9 protein-coding genes and 1 pseudogene are annotated in these 16,405 nt (G+C 70.2%); 3 read left to right on the top strand and 7 right to left on the bottom strand.

Annotated features, from left to right (window positions below; all coding sequences use genetic code 11):
* Positions 1-164: 164 nt before the first annotated feature.
* A complete protein-coding gene (locus ACZ5SK_RS28220; protein ID WP_457494455.1) occupies positions 165-1,010 on the top strand; it encodes a class I SAM-dependent methyltransferase in 846 nt (281 codons plus the stop codon).
* A 41-nt stretch (positions 1,011-1,051) separates the two neighbouring features.
* Here the strand turns inward: ACZ5SK_RS28220 and ACZ5SK_RS28215 are convergent, their stop codons facing one another.
* Positions 1,052-1,528 (bottom strand): CYTH domain-containing protein, encoded by a 477-nt coding sequence (locus tag ACZ5SK_RS28215; RefSeq protein WP_457494454.1) that lies wholly within the window; start codon positions 1,526-1,528, stop codon positions 1,052-1,054.
* A 188-nt stretch (positions 1,529-1,716) separates the two neighbouring features.
* Here ACZ5SK_RS28215 and ACZ5SK_RS28210 point away from each other — a divergent pair, with 188 nt between their 5' ends.
* Both ACZ5SK_RS28210 and ACZ5SK_RS28205 read left to right on the top strand, forming a co-directional pair.
* The gene (locus ACZ5SK_RS28210; protein ID WP_334576411.1) at positions 1,717-1,917 is read left to right on the top strand and encodes a DUF4236 domain-containing protein; all 201 of its coding nucleotides are present in this window, start codon (positions 1,717-1,719) and stop codon (positions 1,915-1,917) included.
* Between the two features lie 64 nt (positions 1,918-1,981).
* Entirely contained in the window at positions 1,982-3,511 is a 1,530-nt protein-coding gene (locus tag ACZ5SK_RS28205) for a helix-turn-helix domain-containing protein (protein ID WP_334576413.1), read from the top strand.
* 101 nt (positions 3,512-3,612) lie between these two features.
* Here the strand turns inward: ACZ5SK_RS28205 and ACZ5SK_RS28200 are convergent, their stop codons facing one another.
* From ACZ5SK_RS28200 to ACZ5SK_RS28175, 6 genes and pseudogenes are all read right to left on the bottom strand, one after another.
* Positions 3,613-4,026 carry a hypothetical protein gene (locus tag ACZ5SK_RS28200; RefSeq protein WP_334576415.1) on the bottom strand — a complete coding sequence of 138 codons (414 nt, stop codon included), beginning with the start codon at positions 4,024-4,026 and terminating at the stop codon, positions 3,613-3,615.
* Positions 4,027-4,151: 125 nt separating this feature from the next.
* Positions 4,152-10,568: an RHS repeat domain-containing protein gene (locus ACZ5SK_RS28195; RefSeq protein WP_468576675.1), complete on the bottom strand. Its 6,417-nt coding sequence runs from the start codon at positions 10,566-10,568 to the stop codon at positions 4,152-4,154.
* 225 nt (positions 10,569-10,793) lie between these two features.
* Positions 10,794-14,522, bottom strand: a complete 3,729-nt coding sequence (locus tag ACZ5SK_RS28190) for a LamG-like jellyroll fold domain-containing protein (RefSeq protein ID WP_468576674.1) — start codon at positions 14,520-14,522, stop codon at positions 10,794-10,796.
* A gap of 71 nt (positions 14,523-14,593) precedes the next feature.
* The gene (locus tag ACZ5SK_RS28185; RefSeq protein WP_334576421.1) at positions 14,594-15,085 is read right to left on the bottom strand and encodes an LUD domain-containing protein; all 492 of its coding nucleotides are present in this window, start codon (positions 15,083-15,085) and stop codon (positions 14,594-14,596) included.
* A gap of 125 nt (positions 15,086-15,210) precedes the next feature.
* Positions 15,211-15,664, bottom strand: a pseudogene (locus ACZ5SK_RS28180) (Lrp/AsnC family transcriptional regulator).
* Positions 15,665-15,772: 108 nt separating this feature from the next.
* Positions 15,773-16,369, bottom strand: coding sequence for a TetR/AcrR family transcriptional regulator (locus ACZ5SK_RS28175; RefSeq protein ID WP_334576425.1), 597 nt, complete (start codon positions 16,367-16,369; stop codon positions 15,773-15,775).
* Between the last annotated feature and the right edge of the window lie 36 nt (positions 16,370-16,405).

The following is a 16,405-nucleotide window of genomic DNA, read 5'->3' as shown; positions in this document are numbered from 1 at the left end:
CGCCTCGGCAGATATCTCGATGTCGAGATAACTCTAGTACATGGGGCCTGAATGGTCATGCCCGGGCTCGCCACACCCCCTACGCTTCTCCCTCGGACCTCCCTCGGCCGCCCCTCTCGGGAGGGGCGGGGGAGGGGCGCTGGAGGGCTCGGGAGGGAGTCGGGATGCCTGAGGGATGGCAGTGGGACAGGACCCTGTTCCAGGGAAGCGCGGCCCACTACGAGCAGGGCCGGCTGCCGTACGCGCCGGGCTTCGCCGGAGCGCTGGCGACGGCTCTCGGACTGGACGGCCGCGGCCGCCTCCTCGACGTCGGCTGCGGGCCCGGCATCGTGACACTCCCCCTGGCCGGGTTCTTCGCCGAGGCGGTCGGAGTCGACCCGGACGAGGACATGCTGGCCGAGGCGGAGCGTCGAGCCGGGCGCCACGGGGTGAACAACGCGCGATGGGTCGCCGCCCGCGCCGAGGACCTGCCGGCGGGCCTGGGCGAGTTCCGGGTCGTGGCGTTCGCCCAGTCCTTCCACTGGACGGATCGCGACCGGGTCGCCGCCACCGTGCTGGAGATGCTGGAGCCGGGAGGCGCGTTCGTCCACATCAGCGACCACAAGGACCCGCCGGCCCCGTCGACGCCGCTGCCGCTGCCCGCTCCGCCCTACGCGCAGATCGGCGACCTGGTGCGGCAGTACCTGGGCCCGGTCCGCCGCGCCGGGCAGGGAATGCTCGTCCACGGCACGCCGAACCGGGAGGACCTCGTCCTGGCGGGGGCCGGGTTCGAGAACTTCGAACGACTCGTCGTGCCGGCCGGGGACGTGGTGGTGCGCACCGCCGACGACATCGTGGCGTGGGCGTACTCCCGGTCCGACTCCGCCCCTCATCTGTTCGGCGACAGGCTGGCGCGGTTCGACCGGGACCTGCGTGCCCTGCTCCGGCAGGCAGCACCCGACGACCGTTTCGCGGAGCATCTTCCGCCGACCGAGATCATGACCTGGCGGAAACCGCGTCGCGCGGGGTGACGGCATTCCGCCCCCGCGCAGGACGGAGTCCGTACTCGGCGTCAAAGGCGGAGTCCGTACTCGGCCAGCCACTCCGACAGTTCCCGGCGGGACGCCCGGACGAGCCGCCCGCCCGTGAAGCGCGCGTCGTCCGTGACCTCGGCCAGGCACTCCGCGGGCGGCACGAAGGCCAGCGCCTCCGCGTCGTCGTCGAACTCCGCCTCCGCCAGGACCAGCCCCTCAAGGCGCCCCTCGAAGACGTCGACGCCCAGCGGCGGCACACTCGACCGGGTCTTGGACAGCACCGCCGCCGGCAGTGAGGCCAGGAGGTCGTACTCGGCCCGTGACAGACTGGTGTTGGTGATCAGCCCCTGCACGGCGCCCGGCCGGTCCACGGGCACCTTCTGGGTGAGCTTGAACTCACGAGAGCCGAGGTCGGGGTAATCGGTCCGCCTGAGCCGCAGGCGCGTGCCCTCCAGGTACCGGTCCCGGATCAGCCGGGTGACGGTGACCGTCGAAGGCGCCGGAGGCCCCGCCATCAGAAACCGTCTCTCCCGCTCGACCCTCGCGTACTTCCCCTCTTTCACCCGCCCAGCTTCGCAGTACGGGACCGCAGCGGGAGGGCGGGGGGCGTCGACACCGTCCCGCGACGGCTGAACGGGCGTCATGGGTGCGCCGAGCCGGGGTAGACGGGAGCGGACAGGCACTTCCCGACGGAGGAGGTCCGATGGCCCTCACTTTCCGCAAGAGTTTCCGCATCCTTCCCGGCGTGCGTCTGAACCTCAACCGACGGTCGTGGTCTCTCACCACGGGCGGCGGGCGGCACGGTCCGCGGCATACGCACAGCAGTACGGGACGTCGTACGACATCGATTGATTTGCCCGGACCTTTCGGGTGGCGTCGCACGCGGACCGCCAAGCGCCGTTGACGGGACGTCACCCGAATGGACCCCTCAAGAGGCGCCATCTCATATCTGAGATAACCTCAACCTCATGGCAGACGACTACCTCGTACGCATCGGCAAGCTCATCCGTGACGCCCGGCAGCACCGGGGCTGGACACAGGCGCAGCTGGCCGAGGCGCTCGGAACCAGCCAGAGTGCGGTCAACCGCATCGAGCGAGGCAACCAAAACATCAGCCTTGAGATGATCGCTCGAATCGGTGAAGCACTGGACAGCGAAATCGTCTCTCTGGGCTACGCGGGACCGATGCACCTGCGCGTCGTGGGCGGCCGTCGACTGTCCGGCGCGATCGACGTGAAAACCAGCAAGAACGCTTGCGTGGCGTTGCTGTGCGCCTCGCTGCTCAACCAGGGGCGCACGGTGCTGCGCCGGGTCGCCCGGATCGAGGAGGTCTACCGCCTGCTCGAGGTCCTCAACTCCATCGGGGTGCGGACGCGTTGGATCAACGACGGCGTGGACCTGGAGATCGTGCCGCCGGCCCGGCTGGACATGGCGGCGATCGACGCCGAGGCCGCCGTACGCACCCGTTCCATCATCATGTTCCTCGGCCCGCTGCTGCACCGCATGGACCACTTCAAGCTGCCGTACGCCGGCGGCTGCGACCTCGGGACGCGGACCATCGAGCCGCACATGATCGCGCTGCGCCGGTTCGGGCTGGAGGTGGCGGCGACGGAGGGGCAGTACCACGCCGTGGTCGACCGTGCGGTCCGCCCGGACCGGCCGATCGTGCTGACCGAGCGCGGGGACACGGTGACCGAGAACGCGCTGCTCGCGGCCGCCCGGTACGACGGGGTGACCGTCATCCGCAACGCGTCTTCCAACTACATGGTCCAGGATCTGTGTTTCTTCCTGGAGGCGCTCGGCGTGCGGGTCGAGGGCATCGGCACCACCACGCTCACCGTGCACGGCGTGCCGGACATCGACGTCGACGTGGACTACTCGCCGTCCGAGGACCCGGTCGAGGCGATGAGCCTGCTGGCCGCCGCCGTCGTCACGGAGTCGGAGCTCACGGTGCGCCGGGTGCCCATCGAGTTCCTGGAGATCGAGCTGGCGGTCCTGGAGGAGATGGGGCTCGACCACGACCGTACGCCGGAGTACCCGGCCGACAACGGCCGCACCCGGCTGGTGGACCTCACGGTCCGGCCCTCCAAGCTGGAGGCGCCGATCGACAAGATCCACCCGATGCCGTTCCCCGGCCTGAACATCGACAACGTCCCGTTCTTCGCGGCCATCGCGGCCGTCGCGCAGGGCAAGACCCTCATCCACGACTGGGTCTACGACAACCGCGCGATCTACCTGACGGACCTGAACCGGCTCGGTGGCCGGCTCCAACTCCTCGACCCGCACCGGGTGTTGGTCGAGGGCCCGACGCGCTGGCGGGCCGCGGAGATGATGTGCCCGCCGGCCCTGCGTCCGGCGGTGGTCGTCCTGCTGGCGATGATGGCGGCGGAGGGTACATCGGTGCTGCGCAACGTGTACGTCATCAACCGCGGCTACGAGGACCTGGCCGAGCGCCTGAACTCCATCGGGGCGCAGATCGAGATCTTCCGGGACATCTGATCACGCGAGCTCCGTGCGGAAGGCGGTGAGCGGTCGGGGGTCTTCGGCATGCTGGAGATCCATTGGCCGCTCACCGGTCAGCGTTCGGGCGGGCGCCCGCGTCATCTGCGCCGTGCGCCCCCTGTTCGGTTGGCCCGGCGGGCCGCCAGCACTCCGAGGTCGGCGCGCATGTGCGGCGGTACGACGAACTTCGGGGCGTTGAACAGGACGACGCTCACTTCGCACAGCAGGCAGAGCAGCACGGTGACCAGCGCCACGGCGAAGAGGACGGTCAGTGGGCCGGTGATGTCGACGTCCCAGAGGCCCAGGAGGAGAAGGACCGTGGCGCCCCAGAGGGAGAGGACGGTGAGGGCGAGGGACCGTATCTCTCCTCGTTTGACCTCCTTGCCGAACGGCATGAAGGAGAAGGTCGCCATGAAGGGCTCGACCAGGTCGGCGTCGCGCCACAGTTGGGTGACCTTCCAGGTCATGAACGCGGAGCCGGCCACGAAGAGGAGTCCGATGACGTACTGCATTGCGCGATCCTTCCATGTGTCGCTGATGCTCGGCTCCCCTGCCGGGAGGGAGCGGCCGGGCGGGCTCCGAGGTACGTCCTCGTCCTGCGGAGCCCGTCCGACGCCTGCTCACTGAGATCGGGCGGTCAGCTGAACCAGCCCTTCACGCCCTTCCAGCCCTTCGACATGGCGTTGTTGATCGGGCCCGACGCCAGGATGCCGGTGACGGCTCCCGCGCCGGCCCCGATGGCGCCGCCGATGACCGTGCCCACGGGGCCCGCGACAGCAGTGCCGATCGCCGCCCCGAGCGTGGCCCCCACCTTGGTCGTACCCAGGACCACGGCCGTGTCGACCGCGGTCTCTGCTGCCGTGAGGGGGATGTCACCGCCGGTGGACTGGTAGTTGGAATAGGCGGTGAACGCGACGCCGCCCACCAGCAGTCCCTTGCTGGCCATGCCCATCCACTTGCTGCTCCCGATGGCTCCCACACGCGCAAGACCGGGGTTGTCCCGCATCGCCTGCAGGATCTGGGAGGACTGCCTGGTGGAGCGCATCGCGGCCTTGGCGTCGGTGGTCAGGCTTCCGGCCTGGGTGAAGGCCGACTGGACGTAGGAGCCCGAGGTCATGAGTCCGTTGCCGGCGTTGCAGACGTAGTTCTGCACCTTGGAGGCGATTCCGCAGTTGGCCGAGAAGGACAGGAGCGGAACCGGGTCGGGGCCGGTGAGCAGCGGCGGCTGGGACGGCGGCCCGTACACGGGGCCGCTGCAGGCCGCCATCGGGGGCGCTCCGCAGGTGGGCGGGCCGTAGACCCCGCCACCGCCCGTGCCGCCGCCCCCGTTGCCGCCACCGCCACCGCCGCCACCGCCGCCACCGCCACCGCCGCCGCCGCCGTTGCCCGGGTATTCCGGGCACTGCGGATTGGTCAGGCTGGGGCAGGGCGCCGGCTGGTTCCCGCCGGTGCTGATGGGGATGCCGTTGCGGCAGGGGATGCTGCCGTCCCGGCATTCGGGGACGCCTTCGCCGGTCGGGTCGGCGAACGTGGCGGGATTGTTGTTGGAGTAGGCGTAGCCGTTCAGGGACTGGCCCTGATCGGTGCTGAGTTTCGGGTCGACGCTGATGAACTGGCCGATGGTGGGGTCGTACTCCCGGGCATCGACATGGGTCAGGCCCGTGGTGGCGTCGTTGGTCTTGCCCAGGAAGCCCTTGTCGTTCGGCCAGGCGCCGCCGGTGGTCGCGCCGCGGTCCTCGCCGAACGGGGTCATCCGGCGTTTGGTGACCGTCTGGGCGCTGTCCGCGGACACCGCGACGCTCTGGGTGCCCTGATGGTCTCCGGCGAGATAGCTGAGCTTGTTGGTCCCGGACTCGTTGCTGCGGATCGCGATGGTCAGGCTGCCCGAGGAGTAGGTGCGCTGGGCCCAGGTGGTGCCGTTCGCCCTCAGGTGGAGTTCGGTGTTGCCCGTGTACAGGACGCGTTCGCCGCCCTCCGCGCTGCGGATCAGGAGCTTGCCGTCGGCGTCGTAGACGTAGTCGGTCTTCTTGCCGTTCTCGGTGAGCTGGGAGAGCCGCCCCTCCGGGGACCAGAGAAGGTCCTGCTTGGCCGTGGGGCCGGGCCGGGAGGTGGTGTTGCCCGAGGTGTCGTAGCCGTATGCGGTGTCGGGTGCGGTGCAGTTCGCCGTCTTGCTGGTGCCCGACAGGACGTGCGGCCTCCCCTCCTTGTAGCAGTACGTCTTCGTCGTGTCGGCGGTCGCCCTGTGCTGGATCTCGGCGGTGCGCTGCCCGCCCTGGCTGTACTGGTAGTCGGTCCAGTAGGGGGCGGGGCCGGAGAGGCTCGATGCGCTGGGCGCGTCGGAGCACTTCTGCGAGGAGGGCGTCCAGGCGCTCTTCAGCCGGCGGTTCCCGTCGTAGCTGAGGCACTGTGTCTCGGCCGCGGTCGTGCCCCCGAGGGTGGTCGGGTCGGAGATGGCCGTGATGTTGCCGGCCTGGTCGAAGGTGTAGTTGAGGTCCATCAGCATGTACGGGTGGGTCTGGTCCGTGACATGCGTGTCGGTGAGCCGGTCGGTGCCCTCCTCGAAGGTGTTGGTGACATAGACCTTCTTGGCGGCTTCGGTGTTCTGCGTGCCCAGCGTGTACTGCTGGGCGAGGCCGATCGCCGAGTAGTCGGCGGCCAGCAGATAGCCGGTGCTGCCGGTGATCGAGGTGACCTGGCCGAGCGGGGTGTAGCCGTAGTCGATGCTCTCGGCCGTCAGCCCGCCCAGCGCGGGCTCCTGGTTGTTGCCGAGCGTGCCGTCGAGGCGGTACGCGCTGGAGAAGGAGATCGTGGCCGGCGCGCCCGCGGCGACCAGCGGATCGCTGGAGGGCAGGGTGAGGGTGGTGGCCGTCGGGCGGTCGAGAGTGTCGTAGCCGGTGACCGTCTTGGTGTACGCCTTTCCGGCCCGGCCGCCCACGAAGCGGGTGTTGGAGGCCGGCTGCCCCTTGAGCACGGTGTCGTAGGTGTATTCGGTGAGCTGGTGGGTGTCGTCCTGGACGCCGTCCCAGGTGCCGGTCGTCCGTCCGATCTCGTCATACGCGGTCAGGACGGTCTTGCCCCGCGAGTCCGTGCTCTTGATGACGCGGTCGAGGTCGTCGTAGCCCATCGTGGACGTGCCCTTGTCGGGGTCGCTGACGCTGGTCTGCCGGCCGAGGAGGTCGAACCCGTAGGTCCACTGGGCTCCGTCGGGTCCGGTGACGCCGCTCTGCTTGTCGTCCAGCGTGTACTGGTATTTCGTGGCGCTGTAGACGGCGCCGACGCCGTCGCCGAACTGGCTGTCGGCCGGGTCCGGGCCCGCGTACTCGCGTTTTTCCACGTCCCGTCCCCGGGCGTCGGTGAGGGTCCGGGTCGCGGTGCCGCCCTGCTGAGCGGTGACCGCGGTGGAATCACCGGTGTAGGAGGTGGTGGTGGTCCACTTGTGCACGCCGTAGACGAGGAGTTCGCTGGAGACGGCGCGCTCGGCGCCGTCGTAGACCGTCTCGGTCTGTTTGGGCGCCTCGCCGTACTCGGCCCTGGTGTAGGTGGAGTTCGGCGCGGACGTGGTGTCGAAGATCTGCTCGTACTTCTCGTAGGCCAGGCCCCGGGTGTCGTAGCGGGTGTCGGTGAGGACCCGTCCGCCCTTGGGGCTGGGTGACTGTTCCTGGAGGGGGCGCAGCAGTGAGTCGTAGAGGGTGTAGGAGGTGTTGTACGTTTCGCCGTCCGCCTTGAGCGATGCGGAGGACGTCCAGGACTGCTTGGCGGCGCTGAGGTCGTAGCCGAACTTCTGGGTCGGGCTGTAGCCGCCGGCCCGGTTGCGGTTGGGCCGCCATACGTCGGTGAGCCGGCCGAGGGCGTCGTAGGCGAGCTCGGTCTTCTTCAGATTCGCATCGTAGATGCGCAGGTCGAGGCCGCGGCGCGGGTCGATGAAGGAGGTGGTGGCCTGCGTCTTGGGGTTGGTGACGACCTTCTTGGTCAACGGGCCGGCCGCGGTGGGCGTGTAGGCGGTGGTGGTGGTCTTGTCCAGCGCGTCCGTCACGGAGGTGACGCGGCCGAGGGTGTCGTAGCCGGTGCTCTCGGTCTTCTGCCAGCTCGGGACGGTGGAGCTGTAGCTCTTGGCCCTGCCCTTCCAGGTCTTCAGGCCCTTCGTCGGCTTCATGGTCGTGGACCAGGCGGCGCCGTCGTAGGCGGTGGCGGTGTCGGACAGCACATCGCCGCGGGTGGCCGTGGTGGTGGGCAGGTTCAGGCTGGTGTCGGCCACCGAGCAGGGTTTGGCGACCACGCGCTCGCGGGAGACCTGGCTGATCAGGCCGAGGCTGTCGTCGCGGGCGTACCAGGTGCGGGTGCAGGTCTCGTCGCCGGTCTTGGCGTCGTCTCCGCTGTCGTCGGCCTGGTAGACCATGCCGTAGCTGTCGTAGCTCTTCTGGACCGTGCGGGAGCGCCAGGTGCCGGGCACCGTGCGATAGGTGTGGGTGATCTCCTTCTTGGGCTGTACGAAGTAGGCGACGGCGTCCCCGGCTCCGGGCACCGTCTGCCGGGCGGTCTCCGCCGACCAGGGCTCGCTGGAGGTGGCGCTGACGGCGGTGGAGCCGCTGTAGGTGACCTTCTCCCGCAGATGGCCGGCGTACTGGTCGCTGTCCTTCAGGGTGGCGAGGCCCAGGTCGGGCGCGGGGAGCGGGGCGAGGTTCACCGAGCGGGCGGTGCCGTCCTTGAGTCTGGCGCCGTCCATGCCCTGCATGTACTCGGAGACGGTCTTGGAGCGGGTGGTGTCCAGCGCGCCCTTGTACTCGGTGACCTCGCGGTAGCCGCGCCAGTCGGACCAGGTCCGCTCGTCCTTCGGTACGAAGGGGTCGTCGCCGTAGTTCCAGGCGGCGCCGCTGTAGCTGTAGGCGTGCTCGACGGATTCGTTCTGGCCCGCCGGGTCGGACACCGTGACGGCGAGGACCCGGTACTTCTGGAACCAGTCCACGGATGCGTCCGCGGCGCCGTTGATGTGCCAGTACAGGGGGTAGCAGGAGCGGGTGTTGGTGTCCTCGGCCGCGCCGAGGACCTCACCGCGCGCGCATTCCGGGGAGGACAGGGTCACCGTGGTGATCGCGCCGGTCTCCGAGGTGACGGTGGAGATGCGCGGGCGGGTCAGCGGCAGGATGTCGTCGGTGCCGTCCACCCGGTTGGGACGCATCTGGTAGGTGAAGGTGACCGGGTTCATCGTGATGTCGGTACCGGCCTTGCCGGTCCGCTTGATGGACTTCAGGGTGAGCACCTGGTCGGAGGTGTCGCCGATGTCCCCGCCGTCCAGGTACTGCTGCTCCAGCGCCCAGGAGTCCACGGGATCGTAGGTGCTCGTCGAGGCGTTCCAGGAGGAGGTGTCGATGGAGGTCATCCGCTTGCGGGAGAAGAACGAGGGGCCCACGGCCAGACAGTCCGTGTCGCCGCTGGAGCAGATCGCGTCGAAGGGCACGTCGGGCCAGTTGTCGGCGGTGTCCTTGGTCAGCGAGGAGCAGTCGGCGGCGGTGCACCGCTCGGCGTATCCGAAGGTGACCTTGGCGTCGGCGTCGTCCGTGAAGAGGGCGCCCTTGCGCAGCCCGTACTTGATCTCCTTGAGGTAACCGCCGCGCGTGTAGGCGGCGTTGGCGGAGGACGCCTTGTTCTTCTTGTAGTAGTCGCCCTCCTTGGCGTACCAGTAGGTGGCCGCGTTACCGGACGTGTCCTCGACGTAGTCGAGGTTCCAGCGCCAGGCCTGGGTCAGCGAGCGGCCCGCGAAGTCGGTGCCCGCGGAGTAGCCGGGTTCGCCCTCGTCGTCGCCGAAGACCGGGACGGTCCAGGTGGAGTTGGTGCGCTCGGTGGTGGCGCCGTCGAGCTTGTCGAGGCCGAAGACGTACTTGGTGCCGTCGCCGGTGGTGACGGTCCAGTACTCGCCGTTGTCGTCCCCGTTGTCGGCGCCGGTGGAGCGGGTCACCGTGGAGGCGTCGTCGTTCTCCAGCCGCCACTTGCCGGTCGTGCCGTCCTTGACCAGCCGGGACGATGCGCCGTTGAGGACCAGCCGGGCGTTGTCGTACTTCCAGCACTCGTCGTGGACGCCGTCGTGGCCGTCCTGGTCGCAACTGCCGTAGGTGCGTTCGATGTAGGACTCGCTGAGCGCGAAGCCCTCACCGACCGAGGTCCCCTGGTTGTTGGTGGTCGCGTTCTGGCCGTCGACGCTCCCTGAGCTGTACGCGAGGGAGAGCTGCGGGGCCGGCCCCGCGGCCGCGGGCGGCACGCTGAAGTCGTACTTCCAGGTGAAGGAGCCGGAGCTGCCGCCCGCCTCCCAGGACGCCGACGGGGACAGGGCGGTGGCCGAATAGTTGCCATGGCCGTTGGGGGCCTGGCCCGTGCCCGTCGTGGTGGCGGTGAGGGCGAGGACGGTCGCCGTGGTGGCGCCGGCCGCGGCCGCAGCGGGGGTACGGCTCGCGGCCAGGGCGAGCGGGGCGGTGACCGTCTGCTCGCGGGTGCTGTTGCGGGAGGGCAACGGGGTCTGCTTGCGGCACGCGGCCTTGGCGGGGGTGGTGGTTGCGCAGCCGGGCAGCTGGACCAGCCGCAGCCGCTGCGCCCAGCCGCCGCCGATCGCGCCGGCCAGGTCCCGGTAGTTCACGGAGACTTCCGCGCGCCCGGCCGCATCGGCCTCGGCCTTGAGCAGGACGCCGGTGACGCCGGCCGCGTCCGCGGCGGCGGTGTCCAGGACCGTTAACCGCATCCGGGTCCCGGCAGGGGCGGCGGCCTTGCCGCCGGTGGTGCGGATCGTGAGGGGCAGGCCGCCGGGCGCCGCCGCGACGGGAGCCGAGCCGTTCATCCGGACGGTCGCGGAGCCCTGCTTCGGCCAGGCGGAACGCTGTTCCTTCAGCGCTCGGGCGGCCTGCCCCGCGTTCTCCTTCCGGTCCTTGGCGACCTGGGACCGCGCCTTCGCCGCGCCCAGGCCCTCGACCTGCTTGACCTTGCTGACCCGCGGCTTCGGCAGCTCGGGCCGGCCGAGGCCGCCGCCCGCCGCGTGCGCGACCGGGGCCAGCCCCACGGGTACGGCCATGGCCAGTGACACCACGGTGACCGTGGACCGTAGGCGGTGTCTTCGTATCCCGTCCCCGACGGAACGCATCACACTCATCGATCTTGCTCTGACTCTGCGCCAGGACATGGCTGTCCTTCCCCACCTGCGTAGTCGAGGGGCCGGATCACCCGACGGGGCCGGCCGTGTGCTTGTGAGTGAGCCAAGGGGCGGGCCGCGGCGAACGCCGGGGCCCGCCCTGTCCGTCTAGTCCCCGATGACGGTGTCGATCTGGTCCGAGCTCGCGACCGCTCCGGCGAACAGGCGCACCTCTGCGATCCGGGCCGGCAGATAGTGGCCCCAGACGGAGTCCGCGTATCCCTTGCCGACGGCGAAGGTTCCCGATCCGACGACCGCGGTGAACGCCTTCGCGTCACCGTTCTGGTTGTGTCCCAGATAGAGGCTGATGGTCCCGGACAGCGGATCGTAGGCGCCGGTCAGGCGCACCGGGCTGTCGATGGCGGCCACCTCGTCGGAGACGACGGAGCTGAAGGTGCCGTCCTTGTTGAGGGTGCCGAAGTGCCACTTGCCGACCGGGACCGTGTGCTCCTCGAGCGTGGTGTCGTCGAGCACGGTGTCCTTGCCGGTCAGCTCGTACCAGAAGCCCCAGGACACCCCGTCGGAGTTCTGCTGGCTGAGCACCCCGCCGGTGTAGCCGACGTCCTTCGCCGCGAGCTTCGCACCGTCCAGGGCCACGGTCGTGGTCACCGTGTACGCGCCGCTGCCGTCGACCAGCGGCCCGTTGACGGTGGCGGCGCCGTCGACGCCGTCGAGGACCATGTCGCCGTCGGCCAGGGCGGCCCCGCCCTGAAGCGTCAGGCTCCTGCCGTAGCCGGACGTGGCGTCGGGGATCGTGGTGCCGCTGCCCTGGGCGGCCTCCCAGTCGCCGACGAGCTCCAGGCCCGCGTAGCTCTCGGAGGTCAGCAGCCGTGACTCGTCGCCCACCTCCTTGGGCGTCAGGGCGCGCTGCCACACGGTGACTTCGTCGACGGAGCCCTTGAAGTTGTCCAGGTAGTTGTCCCCGTACATCACCCGGCCGATCTCCATACTGCCGTCGGCCGACCAGGGTGTGCCGGCGTCCACCGAGGCCACCTGCTGGCCGTTCACGTACAGGTAGACCTTCTTCGCGGTGGCGTCGTACACGCCCGCCACATGGGTCCAGACGCCCTTCGGCGAGGCGACCGGCGACACGGCCTCCCGCGAGAAGGCGCCTTCCGTGGAGAAGACCCGCACGCTCCACTTGCCGCTGTAGGAGATGACGAACGGGCTGTACTTCTGGCTCCACGGGCTGGCCGTGGACGGGGTCTGGCTGAGGAGGGACACCGTCTTCGTCGAGGACGGGTCCACCCAGGCCCAGGCCGACACCGTGTACGAGGACCTGGTCTCCAGGACCGGGCCCGTCGTGGACGCGGAGCCGGCACTGCCGTCGAGCGCCAGCCCCTTGTCGGTGACCGGGGTGGCCAGCGGCTGCCCGGTGGCGTCATGGGTGATCAGGCCGCGGCGTCCGCGGTCGTCGCGTACCGCTCCGGCGGCGGAGAGCGTGGCGGGGTGCCGGGCCGAGCCCTCCGTGGCGGTGTCGGCCGCCGCCCCGCCGCTCTCGTCGAAGTGGTAGCGGGCCACCGGTCCGGAGCCGGCGGCGACCAGGAAGTCCACCGCGCTCCATGCCCCGTAGCGGCCGACGTTGTCCTTCGCCCGTACGAACAGCGTGTAGGTGCCGGACGCGTTGGGGGTGATGGACACCGACGGTTTCGCGCCGGTGGCGGTGGGCCAGGTGGTCCACGAGGACAGGGTGTACTGGTAGGAGACGTTGTTGGTGTCACCGGTGGCCGGGGCGAAGGTCCAGGTCCCCTTGACGCCGGGGCCGCCGGCGGCCGCACAGGCGTTGGGGGTGCAGCTGCTGTACGGGGTGCCGAAGGTGATCGTGGGCGCCTTGGGCGCGGTCGGGTCGACCTTGAAGTAGCACCAGCCGGTCGTCGAGGCGTTCGAGGAGCCGGAGAGATGACTCTTGCCGCTGTTGTAGTACGAGCGCACCCAGGCCCGGTAGCGGTACAGCTTGCCCTCGGCCAGCGTCGGCCAGGACATCGACTGCTTCACCCCGTCCCCGACATAGCCGGTGGAGGGCCGCTCGTCGCCGCCCGCGACGGTGTCGGTCCAGGTGCCGTCGGTGTTCTTCTGGTCGACGTCGAAGGCGACGCGCAGCTGGGCGCCGCTCTCGCCGCCCGGCTTGGTCTGCGGGGTCGCCGAAAGCAGGGGCGTCGGATCGGAGACGACCGCCGGGTCGGACTCGGTGCGCGCGCACACGGTGCCGGTGCCGGTCACCAGACCGACCGAGGTCGGGGTGTCGGGCAGTCCGACGAAGTCCACGGCCAGCACAGCGTCGTTGCGGAACCGCTTCCAGGCGGCGGTGTCGGACTCGTCGTGGGCCCGGATCTCCAGGGTCAGCCGGGAGAACTTGCCCGCGGCGAAGTCCTTCACCGTCGGCGTCAGGTTCTCGTTCGTCTCCGCCGGGTTGTCGTTGAACTCGATCGGGGCGTCCGGGGAGTCGGGGTCGCACAGCGAGCCGCGGCCCGCCGAGACGTTCCGGTCCCCCATCCAGTCCAGTTCCTTGGGCCGTGAGGACCAGGTGGTGGACGAGGAGATGTTGTTCGTCCGTACGAGGTCGACCCAGCGCGGGTCGCACTGGAACGCCCAGGGCTCGGTGACCCGGAAGGTGGCGTCCAGGACCTGCTTGCCCTTCAGGCTGCTCGGCGAGAACTCGAAGTACAGCTTCTGGGTGTAGCCGGGTCCGCAGTAGTAGCCGCCCCAGGAGGAGCAGTGTCCGGCGCCCTTGCCGAGGTTGTCGTCGCCGTTGCCCCAGGCGTAGTCCTCGTAGCCGTCGCTGCGCAGCAGGGTGCGCTCCGACTCTCCCCAGGTGACGGTCGGGTCGATGAAGAGCGGGAAGTCGGCCGCTCGGGTGGTGGAGAGCAGGGAGGCGTCCGGCACGACCGAGACGGCGTTCTTGGAGACCCGCACCGGCATCAGGGCGACCTTGTCACCCTGGCCGGGTTCGAGGCCGGAGCCCGAGGGGGCCGCCTCCGCCGGGTCGGCCGGGGCCTGCGGCCGTGCCGGCGTCTGCGCCTGCGCCTGCGCCTGCGCGGAGCCCGCGGGCCGCTGGGCCACGCGGTGCTGGGCGGCGACGGCGCGGCCCGCCGAGTTCCACATCTGCGCGGTGGGCGCGCGGAAGACGGTCTGGCCGGCCTCGTCGACGGCGGCCAGCGCGCCGGTCGGGGTCCTGCGGACCGTCAGCCCGGTGCTGTGCAGGCCGAAGTCGAGCTGCTTGAGTGCCTTGTTCGCCGCCGCCTTGGGGGTCTTGACGACCAGGACGTGCTGGAACCCCTCAGCGGTGGCGGTCACCTTGAGGTCCACGTCGGGGAGCACATCGGCGTACAGCGCACTCGACCCGTCGAGCCGGGGCCGGGGGAGCTTCCCGGGCCAGTCGAGGGAGAGCGACCTGCCGTGCTCGCTGATGGAGACGAGCGGGTCGCTGCTGCTGCCGCCGCCGGAGAAGTTCATGCGCACCGCGGTGGCCTTCGGGCCCACGGATCCGTCCGCGTGCCGTACCAGGGTCGCGTCGGGCTGCTGCCAGCCGCCGCCCGGCTTCTCCACCCGTACCGGAATCGTGGATTCCTCGAGGGTGAAGGTGTATCCGTCGGGGTTGGCGAAGACGGTCGTACGCTCCGTGCGCTCACCGACCACCTCCACCCGGTGGCCGGACTCCTTGGCCTCGGCCAGCGCCTGCTGCCCTGCGGAGCGGCCTGCGGCCGGTTCCGCCGCGGCCGCCGGCGCGGTCAAGGACGGCAGTGCGGTCAGTACGGCCGTCGCCGTGGCGACGACGGCGGCCAGCAGCCCCCGCCCCGATCCCGTAGCCGTATGTCTGACGCGATGTCTATGGCTCAACTTCCCCCACCCCAACGTCACTTATTGGCCACTTACGCGCACTATCTATATGGGGTGTGAAAGTTTCCGCACTAGTTACTACAGCATTTCGCTAACTCTTGACTCAGGTGCAACAAACGCTCCAAATGAAGCCGTTGCCTCCGCTTGCGCCTGTCCGTTGGCACGACCCTGGGCCGGCTCAGTAGCGCGTTCTCCAACGGGAGGGCGTGCTCCTCGACGCGGCGCAGCGCCGTGTTCAGGTCGGGCACCACTTTCTGCGCGCCGACGACCCAGACCGCGCGGGCGGCGCCGCCCGCGTCGGCGGGGAGCTGACTGCCGCTGCCCGAGGCAAGGACGAGCGAGCCGGTCTCGGTGACCGCGGCAACGCTGTTGACGACGAATTCGGGGCCGGCGACCCGCCTTCGGATCTCGTCGGCGCCGGTGACACGGTCGATGGCCGGGACGCGCGGCCTGACGGCGTCGTACCGGCCGCCGGCGTTGATGTCCTCGCCGATGCCGGCCAGCCGGAGGGTCTCGCCGGCTCCGATCTCGACGCGGTCCGCGATGGCCTGGAAGTCGTTCATCGAAGGTCCCCTCTCCGTCTTGTCGTCGTCCTCACCGGTACGACGACGCAGCCCGTCGGAATGTGAGGCGCCGCGTCGGCCCGGCCTTCCGCCGGGGGACGACGACGGAACACGGGGACCGATGACTACTCGGGCAGCGGGCGGTCGTTGACGACCTGCTTCATGACCAGGGTGGAGGTCAGGCGCTGGACCCCCGGCAAGGTGGCCAGGCGCTGGTCGTAGAGCCGTTGGAAGGCCGTCAGATCGGCGGTGACCACGCGCAGGAGGTAGTCCGGCTAAGCCGAACAGGCGTTGTGCCTGCACCACATGCGGGTTCGCCGCCACGGCCTCCTCGAACGCTACGACCGTCTCGGCGTCCTCCCAGCGCAGGGTGGCGAACACCAACGCCTCGAAGTCCAGGCCCACGGCGGCCGGGTCCACGACCGCGCGGTAGCCACGGATCGCACCGGTCCGTTCGAGGTCGCGCAGACGCCGGTGGCACGGCGAGACGCTGAGCTTCACGCGGGCGGCCAGTTCGGTCACCGTCAGCCGGCCGTCCACCTGCAGCTCGGTAAGAATCTTCCGATCCAGGTCATCCATGAAGAAGATTATTCCCCGAAGGTCGGGAATGCGGGGAATATTCGATCGTCGCCGACTCCGCGAGCCGGCTTGCTCCTCGTGGAACGCCCGCAGCGGAGGAACCGTGCGTCAGCCGGCCGGGCGCACCGCCGCGTCGAGGAGGGGGGCCAGTTCGCGGACCACGGTCGTCAGGGCTCGGACGTCGCGTTCGGCGCGGGCCATCAGGATGGCTCCCTCCAGGGCACTGATCATGAGGGTGGCGAGCGCACCGGCCCGCTCCTCGGGCACGCCCATGCCGGCCAGGGCCTGGGCCACCGGCCCGGTCCAGGTGGCGAACGCGGCCGCTGCGGCCTCCCGGGTGGAGACGGTGGACTCGGCGCAGTCCACCGTCGCGGCGGCCACAGGGCAGCCGCCCGCGAACCCGGCGGCCTCGTACTCGTCGGTCCACTGCCGCACCATCTCGGTGAACAGTGCGCCGGGCGTCGGCTCGGGCAGCGCGGCGAGAAAGCGCGCCACCCGGTTTCCCGCGTACCGGCCCGCCCAGCCCACCGCCTCGTTGACCAGCTGTTCCTTGCCGCCGGGAAAGTAGTGCTGAAGCGAACCGCGCGGCGCCCCGGCATGGACGGCCACCTCGCGCATGCCGGTGGAGGCGACTCCGTCGCGCCGGATGAGCTGCGCCGCGCTGAAGACCATCCGCTCCCGCGGCCCTCGTTCGGTCACCGCCATTGCCGACCTCCGTCACCACGTCACGAGTGCTCCGGC

Source organism: Streptomyces sp. NPDC031474, assembly GCF_055581185.1.
The sequence above is the reverse complement of the archived record's forward strand: the minus strand, read 5'-3'. Positions and strand labels throughout refer to the sequence as shown.

What these genes read in the sequence shown, in the direction of transcription:
- ACZ5SK_RS28205 (WP_334576413.1), top strand. Translation starts at nt 1,982, where the DNA reads ATGGCAGACGACTACCTCGTACGCATCGGCAAGCTCATCCGTGACGCC.
- ACZ5SK_RS28185 (WP_334576421.1), bottom strand. Translation starts at nt 15,085, where the DNA reads ATGAACGACTTCCAGGCCATCGCGGACCGCGTCGAGATCGGAGCCGGC.
- ACZ5SK_RS28195 (WP_468576675.1), bottom strand. Translation starts at nt 10,568, where the DNA reads ATGGCCGTACCCGTGGGGCTGGCCCCGGTCGCGCACGCGGCGGGCGGC.
- ACZ5SK_RS28175 (WP_334576425.1), bottom strand. Translation starts at nt 16,369, where the DNA reads ATGGCGGTGACCGAACGAGGGCCGCGGGAGCGGATGGTCTTCAGCGCG.
- ACZ5SK_RS28215 (WP_457494454.1), bottom strand. Translation starts at nt 1,528, where the DNA reads ATGGCGGGGCCTCCGGCGCCTTCGACGGTCACCGTCACCCGGCTGATC.
- ACZ5SK_RS28200 (WP_334576415.1), bottom strand. Translation starts at nt 4,026, where the DNA reads ATGCAGTACGTCATCGGACTCCTCTTCGTGGCCGGCTCCGCGTTCATG.
- ACZ5SK_RS28220 (WP_457494455.1), top strand. Translation starts at nt 165, where the DNA reads ATGCCTGAGGGATGGCAGTGGGACAGGACCCTGTTCCAGGGAAGCGCG.
- ACZ5SK_RS28210 (WP_334576411.1), top strand. Translation starts at nt 1,717, where the DNA reads ATGGCCCTCACTTTCCGCAAGAGTTTCCGCATCCTTCCCGGCGTGCGT.